This window comes from Tundrisphaera lichenicola (assembly GCF_051175385.1).
Lineage (GTDB): Bacteria > Planctomycetota > Planctomycetia > Isosphaerales > Isosphaeraceae > Tundrisphaera > Tundrisphaera lichenicola.
Genome location: NZ_CP195107.1, coordinates 65,567 through 86,367, shown reverse-complemented (window position 1 = coordinate 86,367; position 20,801 = coordinate 65,567). Strand labels below are relative to the sequence as shown.

General features: G+C 63.4%; 19 protein-coding genes. 9 read left to right on the top strand and 10 right to left on the bottom strand.

Going from position 1 to position 20,801, the window contains the following annotated elements:
• Positions 1-29: 29 nt before the first annotated feature.
• The 8 genes from gvpA to P12x_RS29910 all read right to left on the bottom strand — a co-directional run bounded on the left by gvpA (position 30) and on the right by P12x_RS29910 (position 7,040).
• Positions 30-248 (bottom strand): gas vesicle structural protein GvpA, encoded by a 219-nt coding sequence (gvpA, locus tag P12x_RS29945; protein ID WP_435011894.1) that lies wholly within the window; start codon positions 246-248, stop codon positions 30-32.
• A gap of 224 nt (positions 249-472) precedes the next feature.
• The gene (locus tag P12x_RS29940; protein ID WP_435011893.1) at positions 473-1,180 is read right to left on the bottom strand and encodes a GvpL/GvpF family gas vesicle protein; all 708 of its coding nucleotides are present in this window, start codon (positions 1,178-1,180) and stop codon (positions 473-475) included.
• Positions 1,177-1,974, bottom strand: a complete 798-nt coding sequence (locus P12x_RS29935; RefSeq protein WP_435011892.1) for a GvpL/GvpF family gas vesicle protein — start codon at positions 1,972-1,974, stop codon at positions 1,177-1,179. The genes P12x_RS29940 and P12x_RS29935 overlap by 4 nt, the downstream gene beginning before the upstream one ends.
• Before the next feature lie 116 nt (positions 1,975-2,090).
• Complete coding sequence (locus P12x_RS29930) at positions 2,091-4,262, bottom strand: CDC48 family AAA ATPase (RefSeq protein WP_435011891.1); 2,172 nt, start codon at positions 4,260-4,262, stop codon at positions 2,091-2,093.
• 16 nt (positions 4,263-4,278) lie between these two features.
• A complete protein-coding gene (locus P12x_RS29925) occupies positions 4,279-4,812 on the bottom strand; it encodes an Hsp20/alpha crystallin family protein (protein WP_435011890.1) in 534 nt (177 codons plus the stop codon).
• Positions 4,813-4,923: 111 nt separating this feature from the next.
• Entirely contained in the window at positions 4,924-5,523 is a 600-nt protein-coding gene (locus tag P12x_RS29920) for a hypothetical protein (RefSeq protein WP_435011889.1), read from the bottom strand.
• Between the two features lie 146 nt (positions 5,524-5,669).
• Entirely contained in the window at positions 5,670-6,755 is a 1,086-nt protein-coding gene (locus tag P12x_RS29915) for a DUF1559 domain-containing protein (protein ID WP_435011888.1), read from the bottom strand.
• 87 nt (positions 6,756-6,842) lie between these two features.
• Positions 6,843-7,040 (bottom strand): hypothetical protein, encoded by a 198-nt coding sequence (locus tag P12x_RS29910; RefSeq protein WP_435011887.1) that lies wholly within the window; start codon positions 7,038-7,040, stop codon positions 6,843-6,845.
• A gap of 453 nt (positions 7,041-7,493) precedes the next feature.
• On the opposite strand from P12x_RS29910, the gene P12x_RS29905 reads away from it, so the two are divergent.
• The 7 genes from P12x_RS29905 (at position 7,494) to P12x_RS29875 (ending at position 15,524) form a co-directional block, all read left to right on the top strand.
• Entirely contained in the window at positions 7,494-8,237 is a 744-nt protein-coding gene (locus P12x_RS29905; protein ID WP_435011886.1) for a hypothetical protein, read from the top strand.
• Between the two features lie 11 nt (positions 8,238-8,248).
• A complete protein-coding gene (locus tag P12x_RS29900; protein ID WP_435011885.1) occupies positions 8,249-11,188 on the top strand; it encodes an FG-GAP-like repeat-containing protein in 2,940 nt (979 codons plus the stop codon).
• Between the two features lie 190 nt (positions 11,189-11,378).
• The gene (locus P12x_RS29895) at positions 11,379-11,501 is read left to right on the top strand and encodes a hypothetical protein (protein ID WP_435011884.1); all 123 of its coding nucleotides are present in this window, start codon (positions 11,379-11,381) and stop codon (positions 11,499-11,501) included.
• A 542-nt stretch (positions 11,502-12,043) separates the two neighbouring features.
• On the top strand, positions 12,044-12,724 hold the full coding sequence (locus P12x_RS29890) for an RNA polymerase sigma factor (RefSeq protein ID WP_435011883.1): 681 nt from the start codon (positions 12,044-12,046) through the stop codon (positions 12,722-12,724).
• A gap of 580 nt (positions 12,725-13,304) precedes the next feature.
• A complete protein-coding gene (locus P12x_RS29885; protein WP_435011882.1) occupies positions 13,305-14,216 on the top strand; it encodes a serine/threonine protein kinase in 912 nt (303 codons plus the stop codon).
• A gap of 106 nt (positions 14,217-14,322) precedes the next feature.
• On the top strand, positions 14,323-14,568 hold the full coding sequence (locus tag P12x_RS29880) for a hypothetical protein (RefSeq protein ID WP_435006007.1): 246 nt from the start codon (positions 14,323-14,325) through the stop codon (positions 14,566-14,568).
• A complete protein-coding gene (locus P12x_RS29875; protein ID WP_435011652.1) occupies positions 14,565-15,524 on the top strand; it encodes an ISAzo13 family transposase in 960 nt (319 codons plus the stop codon). The genes P12x_RS29880 and P12x_RS29875 overlap by 4 nt, the downstream gene beginning before the upstream one ends.
• A 187-nt stretch (positions 15,525-15,711) precedes the next feature.
• Here the strand turns inward: P12x_RS29875 and P12x_RS29870 are convergent, their stop codons facing one another.
• The gene (locus P12x_RS29870; protein WP_435011881.1) at positions 15,712-16,224 is read right to left on the bottom strand and encodes a hypothetical protein; all 513 of its coding nucleotides are present in this window, start codon (positions 16,222-16,224) and stop codon (positions 15,712-15,714) included.
• Between the two features lie 795 nt (positions 16,225-17,019).
• Between P12x_RS29870 and nusG the strand changes: the two genes are divergently transcribed.
• Together nusG and P12x_RS29860 are read left to right on the top strand one after the other, a co-directional pair.
• Positions 17,020-17,601, top strand: a complete 582-nt coding sequence (nusG, locus tag P12x_RS29865; RefSeq protein WP_435011880.1) for a transcription termination/antitermination protein NusG — start codon at positions 17,020-17,022, stop codon at positions 17,599-17,601.
• 239 nt (positions 17,602-17,840) lie between these two features.
• Positions 17,841-19,007 carry an ISAs1 family transposase gene (locus P12x_RS29860; RefSeq protein WP_435011879.1) on the top strand — a complete coding sequence of 389 codons (1,167 nt, stop codon included), beginning with the start codon at positions 17,841-17,843 and terminating at the stop codon, positions 19,005-19,007.
• Positions 19,008-19,239: 232 nt separating this feature from the next.
• On the opposite strand, the gene P12x_RS29855 is transcribed toward P12x_RS29860, so the two are convergent.
• Positions 19,240-20,343: an XrtA system polysaccharide deacetylase gene (locus P12x_RS29855; RefSeq protein WP_435011878.1), complete on the bottom strand. Its 1,104-nt coding sequence runs from the start codon at positions 20,341-20,343 to the stop codon at positions 19,240-19,242.
• Positions 20,344-20,801 lie beyond the last annotated feature (458 nt).

Below are 20,801 nucleotides of genomic sequence, written 5' to 3'. Positions count from 1 at the left end.
GTTGGCAGGGAGAGGCGGACGCTTCACGCTCAGGCCGGGTTGGCGGCGGAGGCGGTCAGGCCGATGGCCTCGGCGTACTTGAGGTACGTCTCGACCGACGCGATCACGACGCGGGCCTCGATCGAGAGGAGCTCGATGCCGACCAGCGAGACCTTCACGAAGGCATCAATGACGATACCTTTGTCAAGAATTCGGTCGACGACTTCGGCCAGGCTCGAGCTGTCGGTGGACTTGGTGACCTTCGCCATTGCACTGTCTCCACTTCATCATGGGGTGCTTGTGCTACGCCTCGACATTGAGGCGAGTTGAGCAAGACGTCCGCCTCGCTCTGCATTCACCGTAGTGCGCGGAATGAGTGATGAGCGACTACGGGAGAAATAAAATGGCGGTCAGGTTTCCGAGAAACATCCTGCAAAGCGACGGCCAACAATAAATTATAAAATCATTAATACAATAAATTTATTTTGAGCATTCACCTTGCGATTAGATCATCGCCGACGAAATTGTACGCGGGCCACGGCCCGGTCAAGAGGAGCTTTCCGGGTACCCGGCCAGACAGATTCCTGACGGTGTCAGCGAACGCACCGAGGCCCGATCGAGGGACCAGGAAGGAGAGCGAGAGCAATCGCTCGCGGCCGGGTCCGGGCAATTCGATGACGGATCGCCTGCTGAGCCCCGCCAATGCATCGCGGATCGAATCCGAGACCTGGGTCGCACCGTCCGACCTCGTGCGCTCTTCCTCGATCCTGGCGCGGACCGAAGCGAGGTAGGCCAACCCCGGCCGGTCGCGGTCGACATCGGACCGGGGCTTGGGAATTTCGGGCGGGCGGGCCATCGGGGTGTCCAGCAGGAGCCGAAGTCCCATCTCGTCGCAACCCTCGACCTCATCGAGTGAGGAGATCCAGGAGTCTCGATGCTGGCGGATCAGGCCCGCCAGCCCCTCCTCGGAGGCGACCACGCAGCCATAGCGGAGAGGCAGGATCGTCTCTCGATGGTGGATCCGATCGACCGCAGCGGCGTAGGCCTCGACGCGGGACAGGTCGACCGTCAGCGGCCCGTCGATCGAAGGCCCGTGCAAGATCGCCAAGCCCTCGGCCTCGAATCTCGACAGGCCCTCGAAGCTCGGCGCATCGGGTCCGCGAGCCCGGGCGATCGCGTAGGCCAGGCAACCGCCGGTCATCTCGGGATCTCGCTCAGGTCCGGGCAAAAATGAAACGGAGGCCAGGGTCCCGAAGGTTCGAGCGTCAGGAGCCCACCGGCCGCCTCCGAGGCCACCCCGGCCGCGGTCAGGGCCTGAGATTCGCGACCTCGGGCGATTAACGCCGCCTCATGGAGGACCATCTCCCGGCCCGAGGCCTCTGGGGCCCTCAGCGGGAGCGACCGGGCATCGCTGGCGACCTCGCGGATTGCCTGACGGATCGCCGCCGCTTCCGCTCCGGCCGCCCTCCGGGCCACGACCCGAGCATCCTCGCGAAGCTTCTTCTCGCGGAAATACCGGGCTCCTGGAGAGTCCGGTAGTTCGGCTACCCGCTTGGCCAGGATCGGGTCGTTCTCGAGGACTCGCCCGGTGGCCACCTCGGAGTCGAGATAGCCGCGGAGTGACCATTCGCGCTGGTCTCCGATCCGGGCGAAATACTCGCCGATCGCCCCGAGATGCCCGGCCACCAGATCGACCAGCGCCGCGTCCGAGGAGAAAAGCGATCCGAATCGAGCCGGGAGGACCGCCGATCGGGCCAGGATAGCACCCAGGACCCGTTCGTGACCCAGGGCGCGTGGGATCAACCAGGCAGGGTCGGGACCCTCGGCCATCGCGGCCTCGAAGGCGTCGACCGAGACCTCGCCGACCACGGCCGAAGCCCCGCCCAGTTGGGCCACCCGGACCGTGCCGGCCCCTTCAACCCCTGCCAGGTTGTCGAGGTCCAGAGGCGGACCGCCGGGAATGAACCCGTATAAATAAACTCCGATTCGCTCCATACCGTAAGATTAATCAGACGGCCGAGCCCCGGTCAACCGCCGGGAGAACAGGTCACCGTAAGCCGGACGGGGGGCGAAGAGACCCGCCCGGCTATTCGGCGCCAGGTACCCAGCGGTCAAGCTGGGCGGTGGGAAAGGCCTTTGACCTCGTCAAGGGCAACATCCAGTTGAGCCCGGGTGATGCAGATGGGGGGCATCGTTTCGGGATCGCCCCCGGACTGCTCCAGGGCCGCTCGGAGCGCGGAGCGGGCCGCCGTCGTGCAGAGGCCCTGGATCTCGGCCCCGGTGAACCCTTCGGAACGGCTCGCCAGGTCGTCGATCGAGATGTCTCCGGCCGCCGGCTTCTCGCGCAGGGCGATCCGGAAGATTTCACCCCGTCCGCTCAGATTGGGCAGGGGAATCTCGAGCTGGATATCGAACCGGCCGGGCCTGAGCAACGCCGGGTCGAGGATATCGGGGCGATTGGTCGCGCCCAGGACGAGCACGCCGTTCATGTCCTCCACGCCGTCCATCTCGGCGAGGAACTGGCCGATGACCCGCTCGGTCACCCCCGAGTCCGACCCTCCCGAACCCCGGGCGGGGACCAGCGCGTCGATCTCGTCGAAGAAGATGATACAAGGGGCGGCCTGTTTGGCCTTCCGGAAGATATCGCGGACCCCTCGCTCGGACTCTCCGACATATTTCGACAACAACGACGGTCCCTTCACCGAGATGAAGTTGACCTGGGTCTGACTGGCGACCGCCTTGGCCAGGAGAGTCTTGCCGCAACCCGGGGCCCCCGAGAGGAGGATCCCGCGAGGCGGCTTCACCCCCGCGGCGGCGAAGGCCTCGGGATGTTTCAAGGGCCACTCGACCGACTCGATCAGCTCGCGCTTGGCCTGCTCCAAACCCCCCACGTCGTCCCAGCCAACGTTCGGGATCTCGACGAAGACCTCGCGGATCGCCGATGGCTCGACCTCCAGGAGTGCCCCCTCGAAGTCGTCCATTCGGACCTCGAGCGCCCGGAGTGTTTCATAGGGGATCTGGCCCGAGCCGAAGTCGATGGCCGGCAGGAGGCGTCGGAGGCAGAGCATCGCCGCTTCCCGGCAGAGGGCTTCCAGGTCGGCCCCGACGAACCCGTGGGTGATCGCGGCCAGATGGGTGACGTCGACATCCGGGGCCAGCGGCATCCCTCGACTGTGGATCTCGAGGATCTCCTTTCGGCCGTCCCGATCGGGGATCGAGATGGCGATCTCGCGATCGAATCGGCCGGGGCGACGCAACGCCGGATCGAGGGCGTTGGGCAGGTTGGTCGCGGCCAGGACGATCACGCCCTTCCGACGACTCAGGCCATCCATCAGGGCCAGGAGCTGCGCCACGACCCGCTTCTCGACATCTCCGACCACCTTGTCACGCTGGGGCGCGATGGCGTCGATCTCGTCAAGGAAGATGATGCTGGGGGCCTGCTTGGCCGCCTCCTCGAAGATCTTCCGGAGGTGGGCCTCGCTCTCGCCGTAGAACTTGTGGATGATCTCCGGGCCGTTGATCGTGAAGAACTTGGCGTCGGTCTCATGGGCCACCGCCCGAGCGATCAGGGTCTTGCCGCAGCCGGGCGGCCCGTGCAGCAGGACTCCCTTGGGTGGGCTGATCCCCAGCCGCTCGAAGACTTCGGGATAGCGGAGCGGTAGCTCGATGATCTCGCGAATCCGGTGCAGTTCGCGTTTCAGGCCGCCGATTTCCTCGTAGGAGAGCGGCCGAGGGCCGTCCGAAGTTTCCTTGGCCGGGGATCCCTTGGCGGAGCCTCGGCCGATTTCCAGCTCGGTCGTCGGGTTGATCACGACCGGGCCGGGGGGGGTGGTCGCGGTCACCTTGAAGTCGGCGGGTTTGTTGCCGAAGAGGGTGGCCCTGACCCGGTCGCCGGTCACCACGGGCAGGCCATCGAGCAGCCCCCCGATGTACTTCAGGTCGCGCTCGGCCGGGGTGATCGAGGTGGGGGCCAGGACGACCCTCCTGGCCGGGTGGGCCTGGGCCTTGCGGACCTCGACCGAGCCGTCGATCGCGGCCCCGGCATTCTCGCGGGTGACGCCGTCGACCTGGACCCTCGATTGGCCCCGGTGTTCCTTATAGGCGGGCATTGCCTTGGCGACGGTCGACCGCTTGCCGACGACCTCGACCACGTCGCCGACTTCCAGGCCGAGCCGGGCCATGTCGGCCGGATCGAGCCGGGCGAGGCCTCGGCCCAGATCCTTGGGCATCGCCTCGGAGACCTTTAATTTGAGATGTGTTGCGACTTCGTCCGCCGTTGCCATCGATCGGGACCCCCGCTTACCGTGCCAGCTTGATCTCGAGGACGCCGTTCCGACAGGAACTCGTCATGGACTCGGCCTCGAAGCTGGCCGGCAGGAGGACTTCCTTGCGGTACTTCTTGGGTCCGCGCTCGGCGAGGATCTCCAGGACGTCATCGCGGAGCTCGAGCTTGATATCCTCGTCGGAGATGCCGGGCAACTCGGCCACGACCAGGACATGCCCTGTCTCCTCGAAGACGTCAACCGGCGGCTCGGTCACCTCTCGGACGGTGGCCCGACCAGTCTTGGCGTCCTTGGCGACGTTGCCGAACGGCTCGACCTTGACGCCTCCGTCGCCCCCTCGACCCTTGTTGATATCGGTCCGGATCGTGAAGCCGTAGACCCCCTTGGGTCCGCCTTCGGCCCCGAACTCCTTGAGTTCCTGGAGGTCCTTGCCCTTCTCGGCCAGCTCGGAAAGCCGGCCGATCAGGGTGCCCAGGCCCCCGAGGAATCCTCCAAGGTCGCCGGGCCCGGCGCCTTCGCCGTCCTTGTCATTCGCGCTGGATTTCGACACCGATGCCTCGCTTTCGACGCGATCGCCCGAGGGCGTGGGAGATTCCATCCCGGCGGCATCGCCGAGCCTCCCATCTCCCAGCATAGGACACGTCGGCCCGATCCGTCCGTATTAGGGCGAAGCTTTCACCGGGTCGAGACGTTCCAGGACGATGCCTTCGGGCCATCGCCCTTCGAGCGAATGGGCTCGGCCCAGGAAAATCAGACCGATCTCATCGGACCGGAGGGTCTCGGCGATCCGTTGGGCGATGAACCGGTCGCGTTCTTCGAGCAGGGCCGCGGCCCGTTCGGCATGGTCGGCCGGTGCCTTCCCGGCGAGGGTCTCGCGGGCTAGCTCGTACTCTCGGACCAGGAGTTGCGGCGACTCGGTCCCGGTCAAGATGGCGCCCCGGGCCATCAGGTCGACCAGGAGCCTGTAGTTTGCCCCGCCCGCGTGAGCCAGCTCGCGGACGATCTTCTCCTCGTAACCGCAGGCCGGCAAGGCATCCTGATAGAGCCGGACCTTCGCGAAGTCGACGGGGAAGCCTTCGACGAGCCGCCGAGCCTCTTGCCAGAAGTCGGAGGCCGCCCGAGCATACGCCTCCCAGCCGGATCGCCCGCCTCGGCCCCGGGCGTGCGCGGCCTGGACGGCCCCCTTGAGTCGACCCATGTCCTCGGGCGTGTGGATGATCGGGACCCAGATCAGTCGCCGGGCCGTCATTTCGTCCGCCACTTTGTCGACCTCCACCCGTCGCGGAATGTCCGGACACTCATGGAGAGGATAGGACATCCTGGAAAACGAGCGAAGGGCGAGCCCCCGCGATCGCGAGAAGCCGCCCTTGGTTAAAAGTGACCGGGGAGGTGAGACTGGGTCTAGCCTCAGAACTGGTCGGCGCTGATGACCTCGCCACCGGTCCGGGTACCGAGCGCCCACCAGATGTTCGGCTGGATGGTGCTCTTGATGAACTTGACGCTCCCATCGCCCATCAGGACATTGGCCCCGCCCGGGTGATTGCTGTTTGCGTTGGTGATGTTGGAATGGTCCGCCGAGTACGTTCCGCACGTTCCGCAGCCGAAACGGCACTGGCCCCACGGATACTGAGTGGAGCTAGGCGGGACGATCGTGTTGAACATCGTCATCGTGTCGGCGCCCCAGGCCCACAACCAGCCACGGTTGACGCTCAGGCCGGCGCCATCCTTGGCCGTGGCGAATGTCGTGGTGCACTGCTGGAGCGAAGCGAGGAGGCTGGCCGGATTTGTGGCGGCATTGTAGACCTGAAATCCCGAACCGTCGGGCAGATTTACCCCGGTAACCTTCGGCCGGCTGATGGTCGCGGCGCTGTCGCCGACCAATCCCTCGCTGTAGGCGACGGTGTTGGAGGAGCCGTCGGTGCAATCCCGGATCCCATAAGATGTCGCGTAGGCAAAGAGCCCGGAAGACCCCTGCGAGCCCCCCTTGCAATTCGTGTTGTCCACCGTGCCGCTGGAGTAGGTGGTGGTGCCCGTGCTGGAATAATAGCTGTTGATGAAGGCCTTGCCGGCGTTCCCGTCGGAGGGGCAGAGGAACGAGGCCACGATGACGTTGCGGCCGGTCGTGTTGGCCCCGTTGCCGGCGTTGGACTGCATCGGGTCGATCATGAAGTTGATCGAGTTGTAGACCGCCGTCTGCTCGATGTAGTTGAACATCAGAGCCTGGGCGCTCCAGCCCATCCAGGCGACACAGCCCGCATTGTACGGGGTGTTCGACGCCGCGGCGGCCGGCGGGAAGACATCATTGGTCGAGTGGTAGTTGTGCAGGGCCAGGCCGATCTGCTTCAAGTTATTGACGCATTGGGCCCGGCGGGCGGCCTCGCGGGCGGCCTGCACGGCCGGCAAGAGGAGGGCGATCAGGACCGCGATGATGGCGATGACGACCAGCAGTTCGATCAGCGTGAAACCGCGACGAATCATCGGACGTTGAGACATGGACGTACCTCGGGGCGAGTGACTTGGGGTATGAAATGAAATGCTTCTGGCGAAGACATGGGAGGCCGAAGCACGAAGTCGAAGTCGTTAATTTTTGGACTTCTTCTTTTTGAGCATGTTGTTTTTGTAATAGTCCATGGACTCCTTGGCCTTCTCCGAGGGATCAGCCTCCCTGATCTCCTTGGCCGACTCCTCACTCCCCCCGCAGCCGGCGTGCAACATCCCGGCCGTGAGGGCCAGGGCGGAGGTCAGTAACGAACGACGACTGATGCGGACTCGGTACATCGAGAGCCTCGACCTCTTGAAGAAGGTGAGTTAAGAAATGCGTAAGCACACATAACCGGACAGGTCCGGCGACTTGAGCGAAAACGATCACGATTCGGCCAGCGGCCTAGTCGCGAAATCGCAACGATGGACGTTGTGAGAACGACCCTCGCACGGATCGACTCACTTGCGCCGCAAAAGAGGTACCAAGGGAATATTCAGAGATCGGACATTGCCCCGATCCGTTTATCGACAATCTCGGAGGAACGGTCAAGGACTTATCGCCGCACTTTCCTACAATGGCAGGTCGACATGAATACGAGGCGACCTATCGGTGGTCTCCGGCATTGATCCGGCGGGGCGATCGCCGATAATGAAAGCCTCACATACACACCCGGTTCGGTCACGAGGCGGGGGTCTATCGGCCCCATCGACCCCGCGGTGCGCGCGATCAATACCGAAGCGAGGTTGGCGATGACTATCAGCAACACCGGGCCGGATCATCCGGCGGGAACAGCCTCGGCCCACCGACTCTGGGTCGCGGCCCTGCTCGGGGGCCTGCTCGCCTCACCTCTGACCTGGGTGACGGGCGAGGCCTCGGTCGACCAGTTCCGGGCCAAGGAAGTGCGGGATCCGCTCTCGGAGACCGTCGACATGGCGGGGATCAACCGGGTGATCGTCAAGAACGCAGCCCTCACCCACGGGGTTCAGGGGGCCATCCTCGGGCTGATCCTGGGACTCGCGGGCGGGCTGACCGTTCGCCCGGTCCGGATGGCCCGGCTGGCCGGGCTGAGCGGACTTTTGCTCGGAGGTGCGCTCGGAGCGGCCGGATCGTTCGGCCTCTTCACGGCCTTCCAAGTCCTGACCGACGCGAATTCCCAGGACATCATCCCTTCGCTCGTGGCCCATTCGGGCGTGGCGGCCCTCATCGGGGCCGCCGCCGGGCTGGCCTTCGGGATGGGCTCGGGGGGCCGGGACCTGGCCGTCCGGGCGGCGATCGGCGGGCTAATCGGCGCCGCGCTGGGCGCCTGCCTCTATGAGATCGTCGGGGCCATCCTCTTCCCTGTCGGCAAGACCGGCGATCCCCTGGCCGCCTCGGGATCGGCCCGGCTCCTCTGGCATGGGTTGGTCGACCTGCTCGCGGGGCTGGGAGCGGCGGCGGTCGCCAATTCGTCCCCGCCGTCGACCGGAGAAGCCTCGAGCCCGACTACCCCGTGAGGAGGCTCGTCGTGTTTGTCCCGATGAACCGCCGGGCCGCCCTGATCGGGCTGGCGATCGCCCTGGGGCTGGCCCTGGTCGGCTGGGGCGTGGCCCGAGCGGTCGACGAGTGGCGGTTCTCGAGCGAGCTGGAGCGGGCGTCGGGCGAGATGTCCTCGGGGCGGCTCGAAGCGGCCCGCGACCGGCTGGCGAGGCTCTCCGAGCGCTGGCCGGGTCGCGACAAGGTCGAGTATCGGCTTGGTCTCTGCGAATCGACCCTCGGCCACGCCGACGCCGCGATCGAGGCGTGGGGGAAGGTCCCGACCGACTCCCCCCTGTCGGTCCGGACCAGGCTTTCTCGGGGCAAGCTCGCCCTGGAACGGGGCAAGCTCGCCGAGGCCGAATCGAGCCTGACCGGGCTCGAACGCCGGGTCGACGCGGTCGGTTACGAGGCGGGCCGCCTGATGGAGCAGGTCCTCCTGTTCTCGGGACGGGGTCGTGAGATCGCCTCGCGGCTCCGCCGCCGATGGTCGGTCGACCGTGACCCGGTGGCCATCCTCAAGGCCCTCTGGCTCCTGGATTCACAGCCGATGCCGATTGGTCCGATCCGCGAGCGGCTCGACCAGATGGAGCGGGATTCGCCCGAGGATGACCGGGTCTGGCTCGGGCGGGCCGATCTGGCCATCCGGCTCGGTGAGTTCGAGGAGGCCGACCGCTGGCTCGACCGCTCCGAGAAGCGTCGGCCCGATGACCCCGACGTCTGGCGAGCCCGGCTCGACTGGGCCCTGGCGAGCCGTCGCCCCGATGAGGCCGGTCGAGCCCTGCCCCACTTGCCGGCCTCGGGATTCTCAAAGGCCGAGGTCGCCGAGATCCGGGCACGGCTTGCCGCCCTCGAAGGGGATGACCACGCCGAGCGCAAGGCCCTGGAAGCCCGGGTGGAAGCCGAGCCCGGCGACGTCTCGGCCTGGGGTCGGCTGGCGGATCTTGCGGCACTCGAAGGCCAGGCCGACCTCGTGTCTCGCTACCGGACCCGGAAGGGGGAGCTGGATCGGGCCCGCGACGAGTATGAGAAACTGATGGGCGAGGTCACGCCCGAAAATTCAAGCATGGCCGACGAACTGGCTCGGACCGCCGAGACGCTGGGCCGAGAGTTCGAGGCCCGGAGCTGGTGGCAACTCCGGGCCCGGCAGGTCCCAAACGATCCCGAGGCTCGCTCGGCCCTGGCCCGCCCTGCCCCGCCCGAGTCGACGCCGTCGGGAATCGCAGGCCAGACCCTGGCCGACCTGATCCAGGTCCGGCCGCCCGTCGTCGGGAGCCTCCCCCCTGCCCCCTCGAAGCCCGTCCCCACCTTCCGCGACGACGCCGAGGCTAGCGGGATGATCTTCACCTACGAGAACGACCAGACACCGCTCCGGAGGCTCCCCGAGACGATGGGAGGTGGCGTCGGCCTGATCGACTTCGACGGCGATGGCTGGCTCGACGTTTATTGTGTCCAGGGAGGCAAGTTTCCCGGAGGTTCCGAATCGCCCGGGGGCGGGGACCGACTGTTCCGGAACCGGGGCGACGCGACCTTCGAGGATGTCACCAACGGCGCAGGCCTGGCGACCACCCGGAGGGGATTCGGCCACGGGGTCACCGTGGCCGATTATGACAATGACGGACATCCCGATCTGTTCGTCACCCGGTTCGGATCGTACGCCCTCTACCGGAACAAGGGTGACGGGACCTTCGAGGACGTGACCGACCGCGCCGGGCTGGGGGGCGACCGGGGCTGGCCGACCTCGGCGGCCTTCGGCGACCTCGACGGCGACGGCGATCTCGACCTGTTCGTCTGCCAGTACCTCCGGTGGGACCCCAAAACCTCGAGCCCCTGCCCCGACCCCGAGCGGCCGGGGGCGCACCTCTACTGCGTCCCCCGGGCCTTCGAGGCCGAGCCCGACCGACTCTTCCGGAACGACGAGGGCCACTTCGTCGACGTCTCGGACGAGGCCGGAATCGTCGACAAGGACGGCCGAGGTCTGGGCGTCGTCCTGGTCGACCTCGACGATGACGGTCATCTCGACATCTACGTCGCCAACGACATGACCGCGAACTTCCTCTACCGGAACCTTGGCGGTCTCCGGTTCGAGGAGGTCGGCCTGGCCTCGGGGGCCGGGGCCAGCGGCGAAGGGGGTTATCAGGCCGGGATGGGGGTCGCCTGCGGCGATGTCGACGGCGACGGTCGGCCCGACCTGGCCGTGACCAACTTCTACGGCGAGTCGACCTCCCTCTTCCAGAATGTCGGAGGCTGCTCATTCGGAGACCGGACCGGGCCGTCCGGACTGCTGATCCCGAGCCGACACGTCCTGGGGTTCGGGACCGCTTTCCTCGATGCCGACGATGACGGGCGGATCGACCTGGCTACCGCCAACGGACACGTCAACGACTTCCGACCCAATATCCCCTACGCGATGCCCGCGCAGCTCTACCTCGGTGAGGAAGGCGGCAAATTCTCCGAGCTTTCCCGGGAGGCCGGTGACTGCTGGTCGAGCCTTCGGGTCGGCCGAGGGCTGGCCCTGGGCGACCTCGACAACGACGGCCGCCAGGATCTCTTGATCCTCGCGCAAGCCGGCCCTCTCGCCTTCTTCCGGAACCTGGGGACCGGGCCGGGCAGCAAGACAGCCTCGCTGACGATCCGCCTGGAAGGCACGAAGTCGAACCGGGACGGGATCGGGACTCGGGTTCAGGTGACCTCGGGCAGGAAATCCCAGACCGGCTGGAGGCTCGGAGGAAGCAGCTTCCTCTCGGCGAACGATCCCAGGCTCCACTTCGGCCTGGGGTCCGGTCCCGAGGACTCGACCTCCGAGGTGAAAGTCCACTGGCCAAGTGGGACCATCGAGGTTCACCGAGGGCTCAAACGCGGAGGGGGCTATCGGATCGTCGAAGGCCATCCGACCCCGGAGCCATTGAAAGGCTGGCCCGCCACGCCCTGAAGTGCATCCCCGAGATTTTCGACGACGAGTCTGCGAGGGGAGATTCACGAAAACCATGGACGGCTTCCGGCCGTTCGCATGGCGATCCTGTTTTCGATCCTCGGCTCGATTCGGTCTTTGGCGGCCTGCTCGCCAGCCTCGGTGTTCGGGTTGACTGTCCCGGCGAGGAACCCGGAGGGGCCTGCTCCTCTTGATCGGGTCGCTCACGATCACCGAACCCTGGCCGGTCGATGACGCCATCGACGCCCCGACTCGTCGGACGATCGACCCCACCGCCAGCCACCTCTGCGGTGGGGCCGAGCGGCGGGGGTGAGCACCCCTAGAGATGTTGGGGGTGACTTATGAACCGAACAAGTTTCGAAGCGCTGACCCGAGTCGCCACCACGGTGGTAATCCGCCTCGATGTCGCCGATATGTGATCGGTAGTGATCGATAGTGGCCCACACTATCGCGCGAAGACTCTCCGGAAGTAAGACGAGTTTCTCGGGGGTGATTGGCGGGATGGGATCGCCGAAGAGGATTCATCGAACGGGCCCGAAAGCCAAATCGCATTCGGGGAGTGGATGATTACGCCTATTAATCGCAAAGGTAATTTTACGGCACGAAAAGCATAACTAGGAAAAACAAACAGCGTCTAAGTTTCCCGTTGCTCCACTCCATGCAAGTCTGCTTAGATCCAAGGGACGATGTAGTGTCACTTGAACGGCGACTTGACTCGACCTACTTATTCTGGAGTAGGAGTGAGAGTGAATTACCCCGATGGCCGGGGGATTGTGTGAGAGGAGTTGGACCCTAATCGTCTGGCAGGCGAGTCATCGCCTAGAATCCCCCCACCATGTTGAGTGAGGCTCTTCGATGCGCGACACGTGTGCCGTTAAGCAGATGACCTTCCGCGCCAACAACCACGACTACCCCCAATCTAGATCGGTGGGACGAAATCCACACGGATCGGAAGGCCGCAGTCGAGAAGAAGAAACGTGGGAGCCGATCGTCAATGAAGCCATCAGGAGTTACCAGGCCTACCTGAAGATCCTCGCCGATCGAAGCCTAGCCCCTGACCTAAAGTCTAAAGCAGATGCTTCCGACTTCGTTCAGGAGACGTTCGCCGAGGTCTATCGGGAGTACTACCGCTTTGAAGGCCTCTCCGACGAGGAATTCAAGGCTCTCTTGATCCGGATGATGATGAACAACCTCAAGAGTTTCACGAGGCGTTATCGCGCCTCAATGAAGCGAGAGGTCGGTCGTGAAGTATCGCTGACCGCGCATGGGGATCACGCGGTTGCGGGTCTAGAGATCGCCACACCGGCGGAGATCCCGAGCGAGACCATTTCCGGTAAGGAAGACCTTCAGCGGCTCGAGGCGAGACTGAATCGACTTCCGGAGCGGGACAGGCTGGCCGTGACGATGCGATCGCAGGAAGGTCGGACCTACCGCGAGATCGGCAAGCGGCTGGGATGTTCGTCGGTCGCGGCGCGCAAGATCTGGTTACGGACCGTCGAGAAGCTCCGTCGGGATCTGAAGGTGACCTCGGATTGAGAAGCCGCTGCGTGCCGAGTTGAAGTACTTTTTCAGACACACTCCGCTTGTGCTTGTCTCGTTCAGTCACCGTAGGTCGTATTGGTTCCGTCAGAATCGCTTGCGCTTACGAATTTGCCATACAGTTCTTCGATCTTCGGAGTAGCATGATTCTGTCCGCGGGGACGGTAATTGGGCGGATAAATTCGAGCATCCGAACTAGAGACCCATCGATTTTGGAGTGTCATCTCCATCCCGGCTTTCCCAGACGCGAGGTCAGGATTGGGTGAGGATCGTGGATCGCCGAAAATCCCCCGGGGGAACGATGTCTTCATTCCTTAGGAATCGCCGCCATCTCATCGATTCCTAAACAGAAAGATTTCGTCCAATGCGAAAAGAAGGGAGTGACCTGTTGTTAGGGCGATTGATCGCCTTGCTCTCCTCCTTCGATGAAACTTCGGAAATTGCTGTACCAACACCGTCTCCAGCCGGAGCGACCGCGAGGGAAACCCCGAAGGGCAGCGTTTGCCCACTGCCCGATCGTACGGCCCACCTGGGGTCTCCGAGGGACGAGGCTACATCAGGCGCCGATGAATACGAGTTGCTCCAGTTGCTCGAAGAGTTGACGCAGGAACATCGTCGAGCGAGCGATCCGTGTCCTCTCTCAGGCCCATTCGGCCGCTACGAGATCCTCGACGAGATCGATCGGGGGGCGTCAAGTATCGTTTATCTGGCGACCGATCCGAATCTCGACCGTCTCGTGGCCCTCAAGGTAGCCCTCCCGGAGACGATCGACGATCCCGAACGACTCCGAAGGTTTGAACTCGAGGGGACAATGGTCTCGCGTCTCGACCATCCCAACATCATCCGGGTCCACGGGGCTGGAATCGTCGCCGAGATCCCTTATTTAGCAATGGATTATGTCGAGGGAGAAACGTTAGCCGACTGGCTGTTGAAGGATCAGACCATCACGTCCCGCCAAGCCTCACGGTTGGTCCGAGAGATTGCCGGGGCGATCGGGCACGTGCATGACCGAGGAGTCTTAAATCTCGATCTGAAGCCCAGAAACATCATGCTCTGCCCGTCTGTTTCCAAGTCTCCCGACGATCTCGGTTCGATCCCCATGATCATCGATTTCGGCCTGGCCAGACTGTTTGACGAGGGCGATGAGTCATTCGACGGAATGTCGTTGGTCGGGACGCCACCCTATTTGGCCCCCGAGCAGGTCCGAGAGGGCTCGGGGAAATGCGGGATGACAGCTGACGTTTACGCCCTCGGGATTATTCTCTACGAACTGCTTGTCGGATGGCCGCCTTTTCTCGGCAAGAATCGGCTGAATATGATCCGGGCTCTACTCGAGGACGAGCCGATCCCGCCCAGTCTCCTACGTCCCGACGTTCCTCCGATGCTGGAAGCGATCTGCCTGAGATGCCTCGAAAAATTACCAGATCGCCGCTATGCAACGGCTCGTGATCTTTATGATGACCTCGGAAGGTTTCTCGATAACGCTTAAGCCCCGGCCATCATTAAGGACCACCGATTCGATAACTTCCCGATACGCCTTCGGCATCGTATAACCGTAGCCAGGACGATCACGACCTCGCAACGGACGCCCAGCCATGACGTACAGCCCCGAGATCGAGCATTCGATGCGGATGTTCCACGACTCGCTCTCGGAGAAGGACCGCAGGCGATATGCGGCCATCGAGGCCGCCAAGCTCGGCCATGGGGGCACCGAATATATCGCCACGCTTCTGGGCTGCGATCCCAAGACGATCCGCCAGGGCCAACAGGACCTGGATCGACTCCCTGACGGGCTCGGCGATCGGGTTCGTAAAAAAGGGGCGGCCCGAAGCCGTGCATAGGCTCCATCCCGCTCCTGGAGGAGAACTTCCTCCGGGTGCTCCGGGATCGCACGGCCGGTGACCCGATGCGGCAGGGGGTCCGCTGGACCGACCTGAACTATGAGCAGATCGCCGGCCACCTGGCCGAGGCGGGCACCCCAGTCAGCGTGCCGGTGGTCAAGCAACTGCTCAAGAAGCACGGCTACGTCACCCGCAAGGCCCAGAAGGCCAGGGCGATGGGCGGGCATCCCGACCGCAACCAGCAGTTCGAGAACATCGCCCGGCTGAAGGGGGAGTATCTCGGGACCGACAACCCGATCGTGAGCATCGACACCAAGAAGAAGGAGTTGATCGGCAATTTCTACCGGGCCGGGCACCTCCTGACCCAAGGGGTCATTGGGACGTTCGACCATGACTTCCCCAGCTTCGCCGAGGGTGTGGTCATCCCCCACGGGCTGTACGACGTGAAGGAGAACGACGGCCATGTGAACCTGGGGACCAGCCACGACACGGGCGAGTTCGCCTGCGACAGCATCGAGCGGTGGTGGGAGGGCCAGGGCCGAGCCCGCTATCCCCGTGCGACCTCGATCTTGCTGCTGTGCGACGGCGGCGGCAGCAACAGTGCGAGCCAGTACCTGTTCAAGGAGGACCTCCAGGGTCTGGTCGATCGGCTCGGCATCGAGATCCGTGTGGCGCACTACCCGCCGTACTGCTCGAAATACAACCCGATCGAGCATCGGCTGTTCCCGCACCTGACCCGAGCCTGCCAGGGCGTGATCTTCGAGAGCGTGGGTTTGGTGAAGGAGTTGATGGAGAAGGCGAGCACGAGCACGGGGCTGCGGGTGACGGTGGACATCCTGGAGAAGGTGTACCAGACGGGGCGGAAGTATGCGGCAGGGTTCAAGGAGGACATGAAGATCGTGTTCGACGAGATCCTGCCGAAGTGGAACTACAGGGCGGTCCCGAGCGAATCATGACTTCGGGAAGTTATCGAATCGGCGATCCTAAACGGGAATATTGATTTAAATCGCTGCTGAGAAATGGTTTGCGCATCAAACCGATGAACTTCGATGCCGCAACACCAGTTTTTAATGCCGATATTGTTTTTGTTCGGCGACCGCTCGTATTACATCGCGATGATCGGTGCGAGATCCCTGGATCACTTCAAAAACCATCGATGCCCTCTGAAAAGGGTTCCATAGAAGTGCAACAGGTCGCTCGAAACGGCCGCTGTTCGATCGCGTTTGATGTCGAGATGTATACTTTACGATCGCCATGATGATGCATTGAGTCAACGCACCCGACACTCGTCATCGATTGAGCCATTCGATGATACCTCTTAAGAAAACCGGGACGGCCGAATTGTCCAAGGGCGAGGTGACCACTATCAAAATGGTGCCAGTGGATGAGCGAGACTCCGATGTTTGTCACGGCGGCGACCAACAAGGCGTCGGCCACGCCGATCTCCTTCTGAGATCCTATCTCGTCCATCATTACAACCCCGCCGGCGACGTCCATTAACTTCAGGACGTCGTAGGACATTGCGATCTCGTTGGACTCCTCGGCGTAAGTGAACACTCCCGGCGAAAGGCTGTATTCGCCAGCCCAGACGCTCACCGAATGCAACGCCCAGCCGGTTCCGTCAATCGTGGCTTCGCCGCAAGCTCTTCTTGTCAACGGCCATCGTCGGCCGCTCGACACCGTTCGTCGTCGCCGACTAATTGCGATGGGTACGGAGCCAGGCAGCGAAGCACGCCTGGAAAGCCTCGGGGCCGGTGCGATCAGCCCACGGCAGCGGACGTCCTTGCCCGGCTCGCCGTGGGACAACTTCAGGACGCCGAAGAGGAACTCACTTGATGACCGCCCAGCGTAGAATCGCCGTCGGCTCTGATGCTCCGGCGAGTACCGTCATCATCACGATCGTTAACACCGAGGCCAGCGGATGCCGTGGGTCGATCGAAGACTACAGATGCCTCAACTATAGATTATGTGCCACGACCGCGTTCGGATCGACTCGCTACGGACCCGCCATCGATCACCTCACACGCCCGTCCGGTGGAGACGCATGAAAGATGATCTACTCGAATCCCCGCCACAGCTCAAGCCGTCAGCATCCGTCGAAACTACCCGAAAGCGCTCGCGGGCCATGGAGTGGGGAGCCCCGCAAAATCAACTCCCACCATACGCAGAGAAGTCTGATTCTGACGGACGGGTTGACCCTGAGGCAAGTGCTCCCGGGCTGGCGGATCGGAGGCTTGGCAGGCTAGAATCTGTCTTGGCGACGTCGGCCCGCGTCGAATGTACGCGCACTTACGGCGCTGTTAAGGTATCGCATATGGTACGACTCATTAATAAGTTGAATCACGCCTAACCTTAATAATTACAAAAAGATCGGGGCATGGACCCGCACCGCGAGTCGCAAGGCTCGCCGTCGGCGGATCCTCCCGGATCCGATCATTGTGAGGGCTCGTCATGCCAATCCTCCCATCCGAGCCGGAAGTTTACCCACCCGACCTCTGGGCATCTGAAGGCCCTCGGTTCGAGTTGGAATCGGAGGACGGACGTCGTTGGCACTGCCTGCACGTCAAGCCGAGGCAAGAGAAATCGGCGGCACGCCACCTTCTCGAGCGACGCGTCCCGTTCTACCTGCCGATGGCGATCAAGGAGGGCCGTACTCCCGGAGGGAGGAAGATCCGCTCGCAGGTCCCGCTATTCACCGGCTATCTCTTCCTACTCGGCGACGACCTGGCGCGGCTGGAGGCGTACCGGACCGACTGCCTCGTGAATTGCCTAGAGGTCGGAGACCAGGAAGGACTAGAGCGCGACCTCCGCCAGATCCACCGTGTGCTCGGCTCGGGTCTTCCAGTGGTCCCGGAGCCATCCCATCCGGTAGGTTCCAAAATTCGGATCCTCGGCGGCCCACTGATGGGTCTGGTCGGCACAGTAATTCGTCGCGACGGGAAGGACCACTTCACGGCCGTCGTCCGCTTCCTAGGCAGGGGAGTATCGGTTGCCTTGCAGGACTGGCAGATCGAAGGATTCGAAGGTAACTAATAGGTTGTTTGGATTGCCTCGGACAATGAGCCGTCACTCGTGGCTTGGATGAGTTGTCTCTCCGCCCATGGAGACCATCATGTCGTGTTACAAAGAGGATGTCCTCTGGGCGCACACCAACACAGGGCCGGCGCGCACTTATGGGTAGATTTGGAGGAGTTTGACGGCTTGCGCCGGGGCTTGGGTTCGGGTAGACCATCTTCCATGCGGCTTCTTGGGGTGGAGCATGGGGGTGGTCGATGGCGGATTCGCGACGGTTCGGGCTGGACGAGGTGCTGGTGCATTTCCGGGAGTTGGAGGGCCCACGTTCCGAGATCAACCGGAAGCATCCCTTGGCCTCGGTGGTGGTGATCGCCTTGATCGCGGGGCTGGCCGGGGCGTCGGGGCCGACGGCGATCGCGCGGTGGGCGGCCCTCAAGGAGGAGTGGCTCGCGTCGGTCCTGCCGCTGCCCAACGGGGTCCCGAGGAAGGACTCATTCCGTCGTGTGCTGATGGCGATCCGGCCCGAGGCGTTCCAGGCGTGCTTCGCCGCCTGGGTGCGGACGTCGCGCGACGAGGCCGCGGCCGAGACCGGCGTCGAGCGGCCGACGCTGGCGGTCGACGGCAAGACGCTGCGTCGCAGCCACGACCGCAAGAAGGGGCTGGGGGCGTTGCATTCGGTGAGCGTCTGGGCCAGCGAGTACGGGCTGTCGCTGGGCCAGGTCGCCTGCGACGAGAAGTCCAACGAGATCACGGCGATCCCCGAGTTGCTGAGGCTGGTTGACGTCGCCGGGGCGGTGGTGACGATCGACGCCATGGGCTGTCAGAGGGAGATCGCCGGGGCGATCGTCGCCGCCAAGGGGGATTATCTCCTGGCCCTGAAAGGGAATCAGGGGACGCTCCACCAGGCGGTCGTCGATCACGTCCTTGGGCGTTGGGATGACGATTTCGCGGGCGAGACGTTCGGCCGCTGCCAGGCCGAGAAGACCAGCCACGGCCGCCACGAGTCGCGGACGTGCATCCAGCTGGAAGCGCCGAAGAGCCTGCCGGGGTTCCAGGCGTGGCGGGGGCTGAAGTCGATCGGGGTGGTGATCTCCGAGAGCGTCCGCGACGGCAAGTCCACCGACGAGGTCCGATACTTCCTCAGCAGCCTTGCGGTGGAACCGGACGCCAGGGCGTTCGCCCACGCGGCGCGATCGCACTGGGGGGTGGAGAATGGCTGCCACTGGACCCTCGACGTGACCTATCGCGAGGACGAGTCGCGCATCCGCGAGAAGCTCTTGCGCGAGAACATGGCCTGGCTGAACCGATTCAGCCTCTCGCTCCTGAGACAGCACCCCGGCCGCCAAAGCGTCGCCATGAAGCGACGAAGCTGCGGATGGAGCAACGACTTCCTCATGCAAGTCGTCAAAGCATCAATACGTTAGTGTGCGCTGGCCCTGCACACCAACATTGAATGCAACAAACTGTTCGATTGAGCCGATTTTACATCGCACCCGCCGTACTTCCACCCGAATGATAATTCTCCCGACCGTTCCACGCGAAGACGACTATCAACAGCCCGACCGCGAGGGCCTGTCCGCATTGACGCCCCGCAACGGAGATGGACCGCTTCGTCCCCGCGACAGAGCAGCCCCAGACTTTGGTTGATCTCAATCACTATCTTGGATCAAGCCTGGTTGAAGGAGCGGCCTCACGGTAGGCCGGCCCGTGGCCAGGGGCGAGCGGATCGGGGGACCAGCGGGGACTCGGCTCGAACGGATGGAGGTCGAGCTCGCCCGAATCCGGGGAATCCACACTGATCGAATCGCTATCTGGAGCGCTCACGACCCTGTTATCAGCGACGAGTGAGAATTGGGGCAGCATCGTAAGCTGGCCCGCGAGTCGGCGAGCTTCGTCAATCGCCCGGATGGCTGGGTGGAGTTCGAGCAGCCTGACCAACCGTCCGCGACTCCGCCTAATGCCGACGTAGGTTCGGAATCGGCTCAATAAAGGCAAGGGCAGCCGTGGTTGCGCCGGGTCGAATTCCCAAGGGTGGAAGTAGAGGACCACCGGGCTTGGGTCACACGTTCGCCCCGCGTGATCGATCGCGGGGAGCATAATCGCCGACGGTAGGAGCCGAAAGTATCCACCACCTCCCACAGGGACGTTGACTCCCAGGAGGCGGCAGGTCGCGGGCGGGAGTTCGAGGATTTGGTGCCGGTGGCCGGAGGCCAGGAATGGGGTCCTAGGGGCGTCGGGCACCCCGTAGCGATCGTGGTGTATCGGATAGATCGACGAGTCGTAGACGAAGCCCAGCTCGGCCATCGCGTCGAGGGCCCAAGCCGTCTTGGGAACGACGCTGAATGTGGGTGCCCGGTATCCGACAACCGCCTCGCCGGTGACTTGCTCGAGTGCGTCCTTGCTCCGGCGAAGGTCTTCGCGGAACTCGGCGGGGTTCATGGTCTGGATCCGTCGGTGGTTCCAACCGTGGCTAGCCACCTCGTGACCGGCATCGTGGATCTCTCGGACGAGTGCGGCATCGGATCGTGCGATTTGGCCGACGATGAAGAAAGTCGCCCGACGTCCGCCCTCGGCGAGCTGATCGAGGATCCAGCGGGTGGCCGGGGCAACGCGCCCGCGGTGGCGCGAGACCACCTCGGGGTCGATACGGAGGCGGGCGGCCGCTTCGATCTCGTGGTGAGCCTCGACGTCAAAGCTGAGGACGACCGGGCATCGGCCGCGTGCCGTGACGTCCTCCGGAACTTCGGACGATGTATGCACGCGATCACTTCGCTTTAGAATAGGCGTCATGAGTCTGGGATCCGTTGGGCGGGTTAATCCGACTTCCGATGCCGAATCGTCAATATTTGATCTGTTGCGCATGCTCTAATTCAAATTACAGCTTACTTAGCATTGTTATGTGGCTTAGATGTTCGCTATTTAATAGCGAAGCGAGTTGCTGGCCGAGAAAAAATACCAGGCTCGAGACTAGTTTGATCTCTCATTCAGAACCGACATTCAAGAACAGCAAAACATCAATGCCAGCGAACATCACTGATCCATTAAGGATCTTCATGCTAATTGTTTACAAAAATTAACAATTCGTAAAATCGGGAAAACCTTGCAATTCCTGCCGTTTACCCACATTGCGGGCGTGAACCGTGGCTTGATGGTTGAGTACGCCCGATCGGGCATGCCGCAAGGTGCAATCTCGCCTGATTATGGCGAATCCATCACAT

Coding starts and splice junctions, on each gene's coding strand:
- P12x_RS29910 (WP_435011887.1), bottom strand. CDS start 7,040: ATGTACCGAGTCCGCATCAGTCGTCGTTCGTTACTGACCTCCGCCCTG.
- gvpA (WP_435011894.1), bottom strand. CDS start 248: ATGGCGAAGGTCACCAAGTCCACCGACAGCTCGAGCCTGGCCGAAGTC.
- P12x_RS29930 (WP_435011891.1), bottom strand. CDS start 4,262: ATGGCAACGGCGGACGAAGTCGCAACACATCTCAAATTAAAGGTCTCC.
- P12x_RS29880 (WP_435006007.1), top strand. CDS start 14,323: ATGACGTACAGCCCCGAGATCGAGCATTCGATGCGGATGTTCCACGAC.
- P12x_RS29935 (WP_435011892.1), bottom strand. CDS start 1,974: ATGGAGCGAATCGGAGTTTATTTATACGGGTTCATTCCCGGCGGTCCG.
- nusG (WP_435011880.1), top strand. CDS start 17,020: ATGCCAATCCTCCCATCCGAGCCGGAAGTTTACCCACCCGACCTCTGG.
- P12x_RS29940 (WP_435011893.1), bottom strand. CDS start 1,180: ATGACCGGCGGTTGCCTGGCCTACGCGATCGCCCGGGCTCGCGGACCC.
- P12x_RS29890 (WP_435011883.1), top strand. CDS start 12,044: ATGCGCGACACGTGTGCCGTTAAGCAGATGACCTTCCGCGCCAACAAC.
- P12x_RS29915 (WP_435011888.1), bottom strand. CDS start 6,755: ATGTCTCAACGTCCGATGATTCGTCGCGGTTTCACGCTGATCGAACTG.
- P12x_RS29905 (WP_435011886.1), top strand. CDS start 7,494: ATGACTATCAGCAACACCGGGCCGGATCATCCGGCGGGAACAGCCTCG.
- P12x_RS29860 (WP_435011879.1), top strand. CDS start 17,841: ATGGCGGATTCGCGACGGTTCGGGCTGGACGAGGTGCTGGTGCATTTC.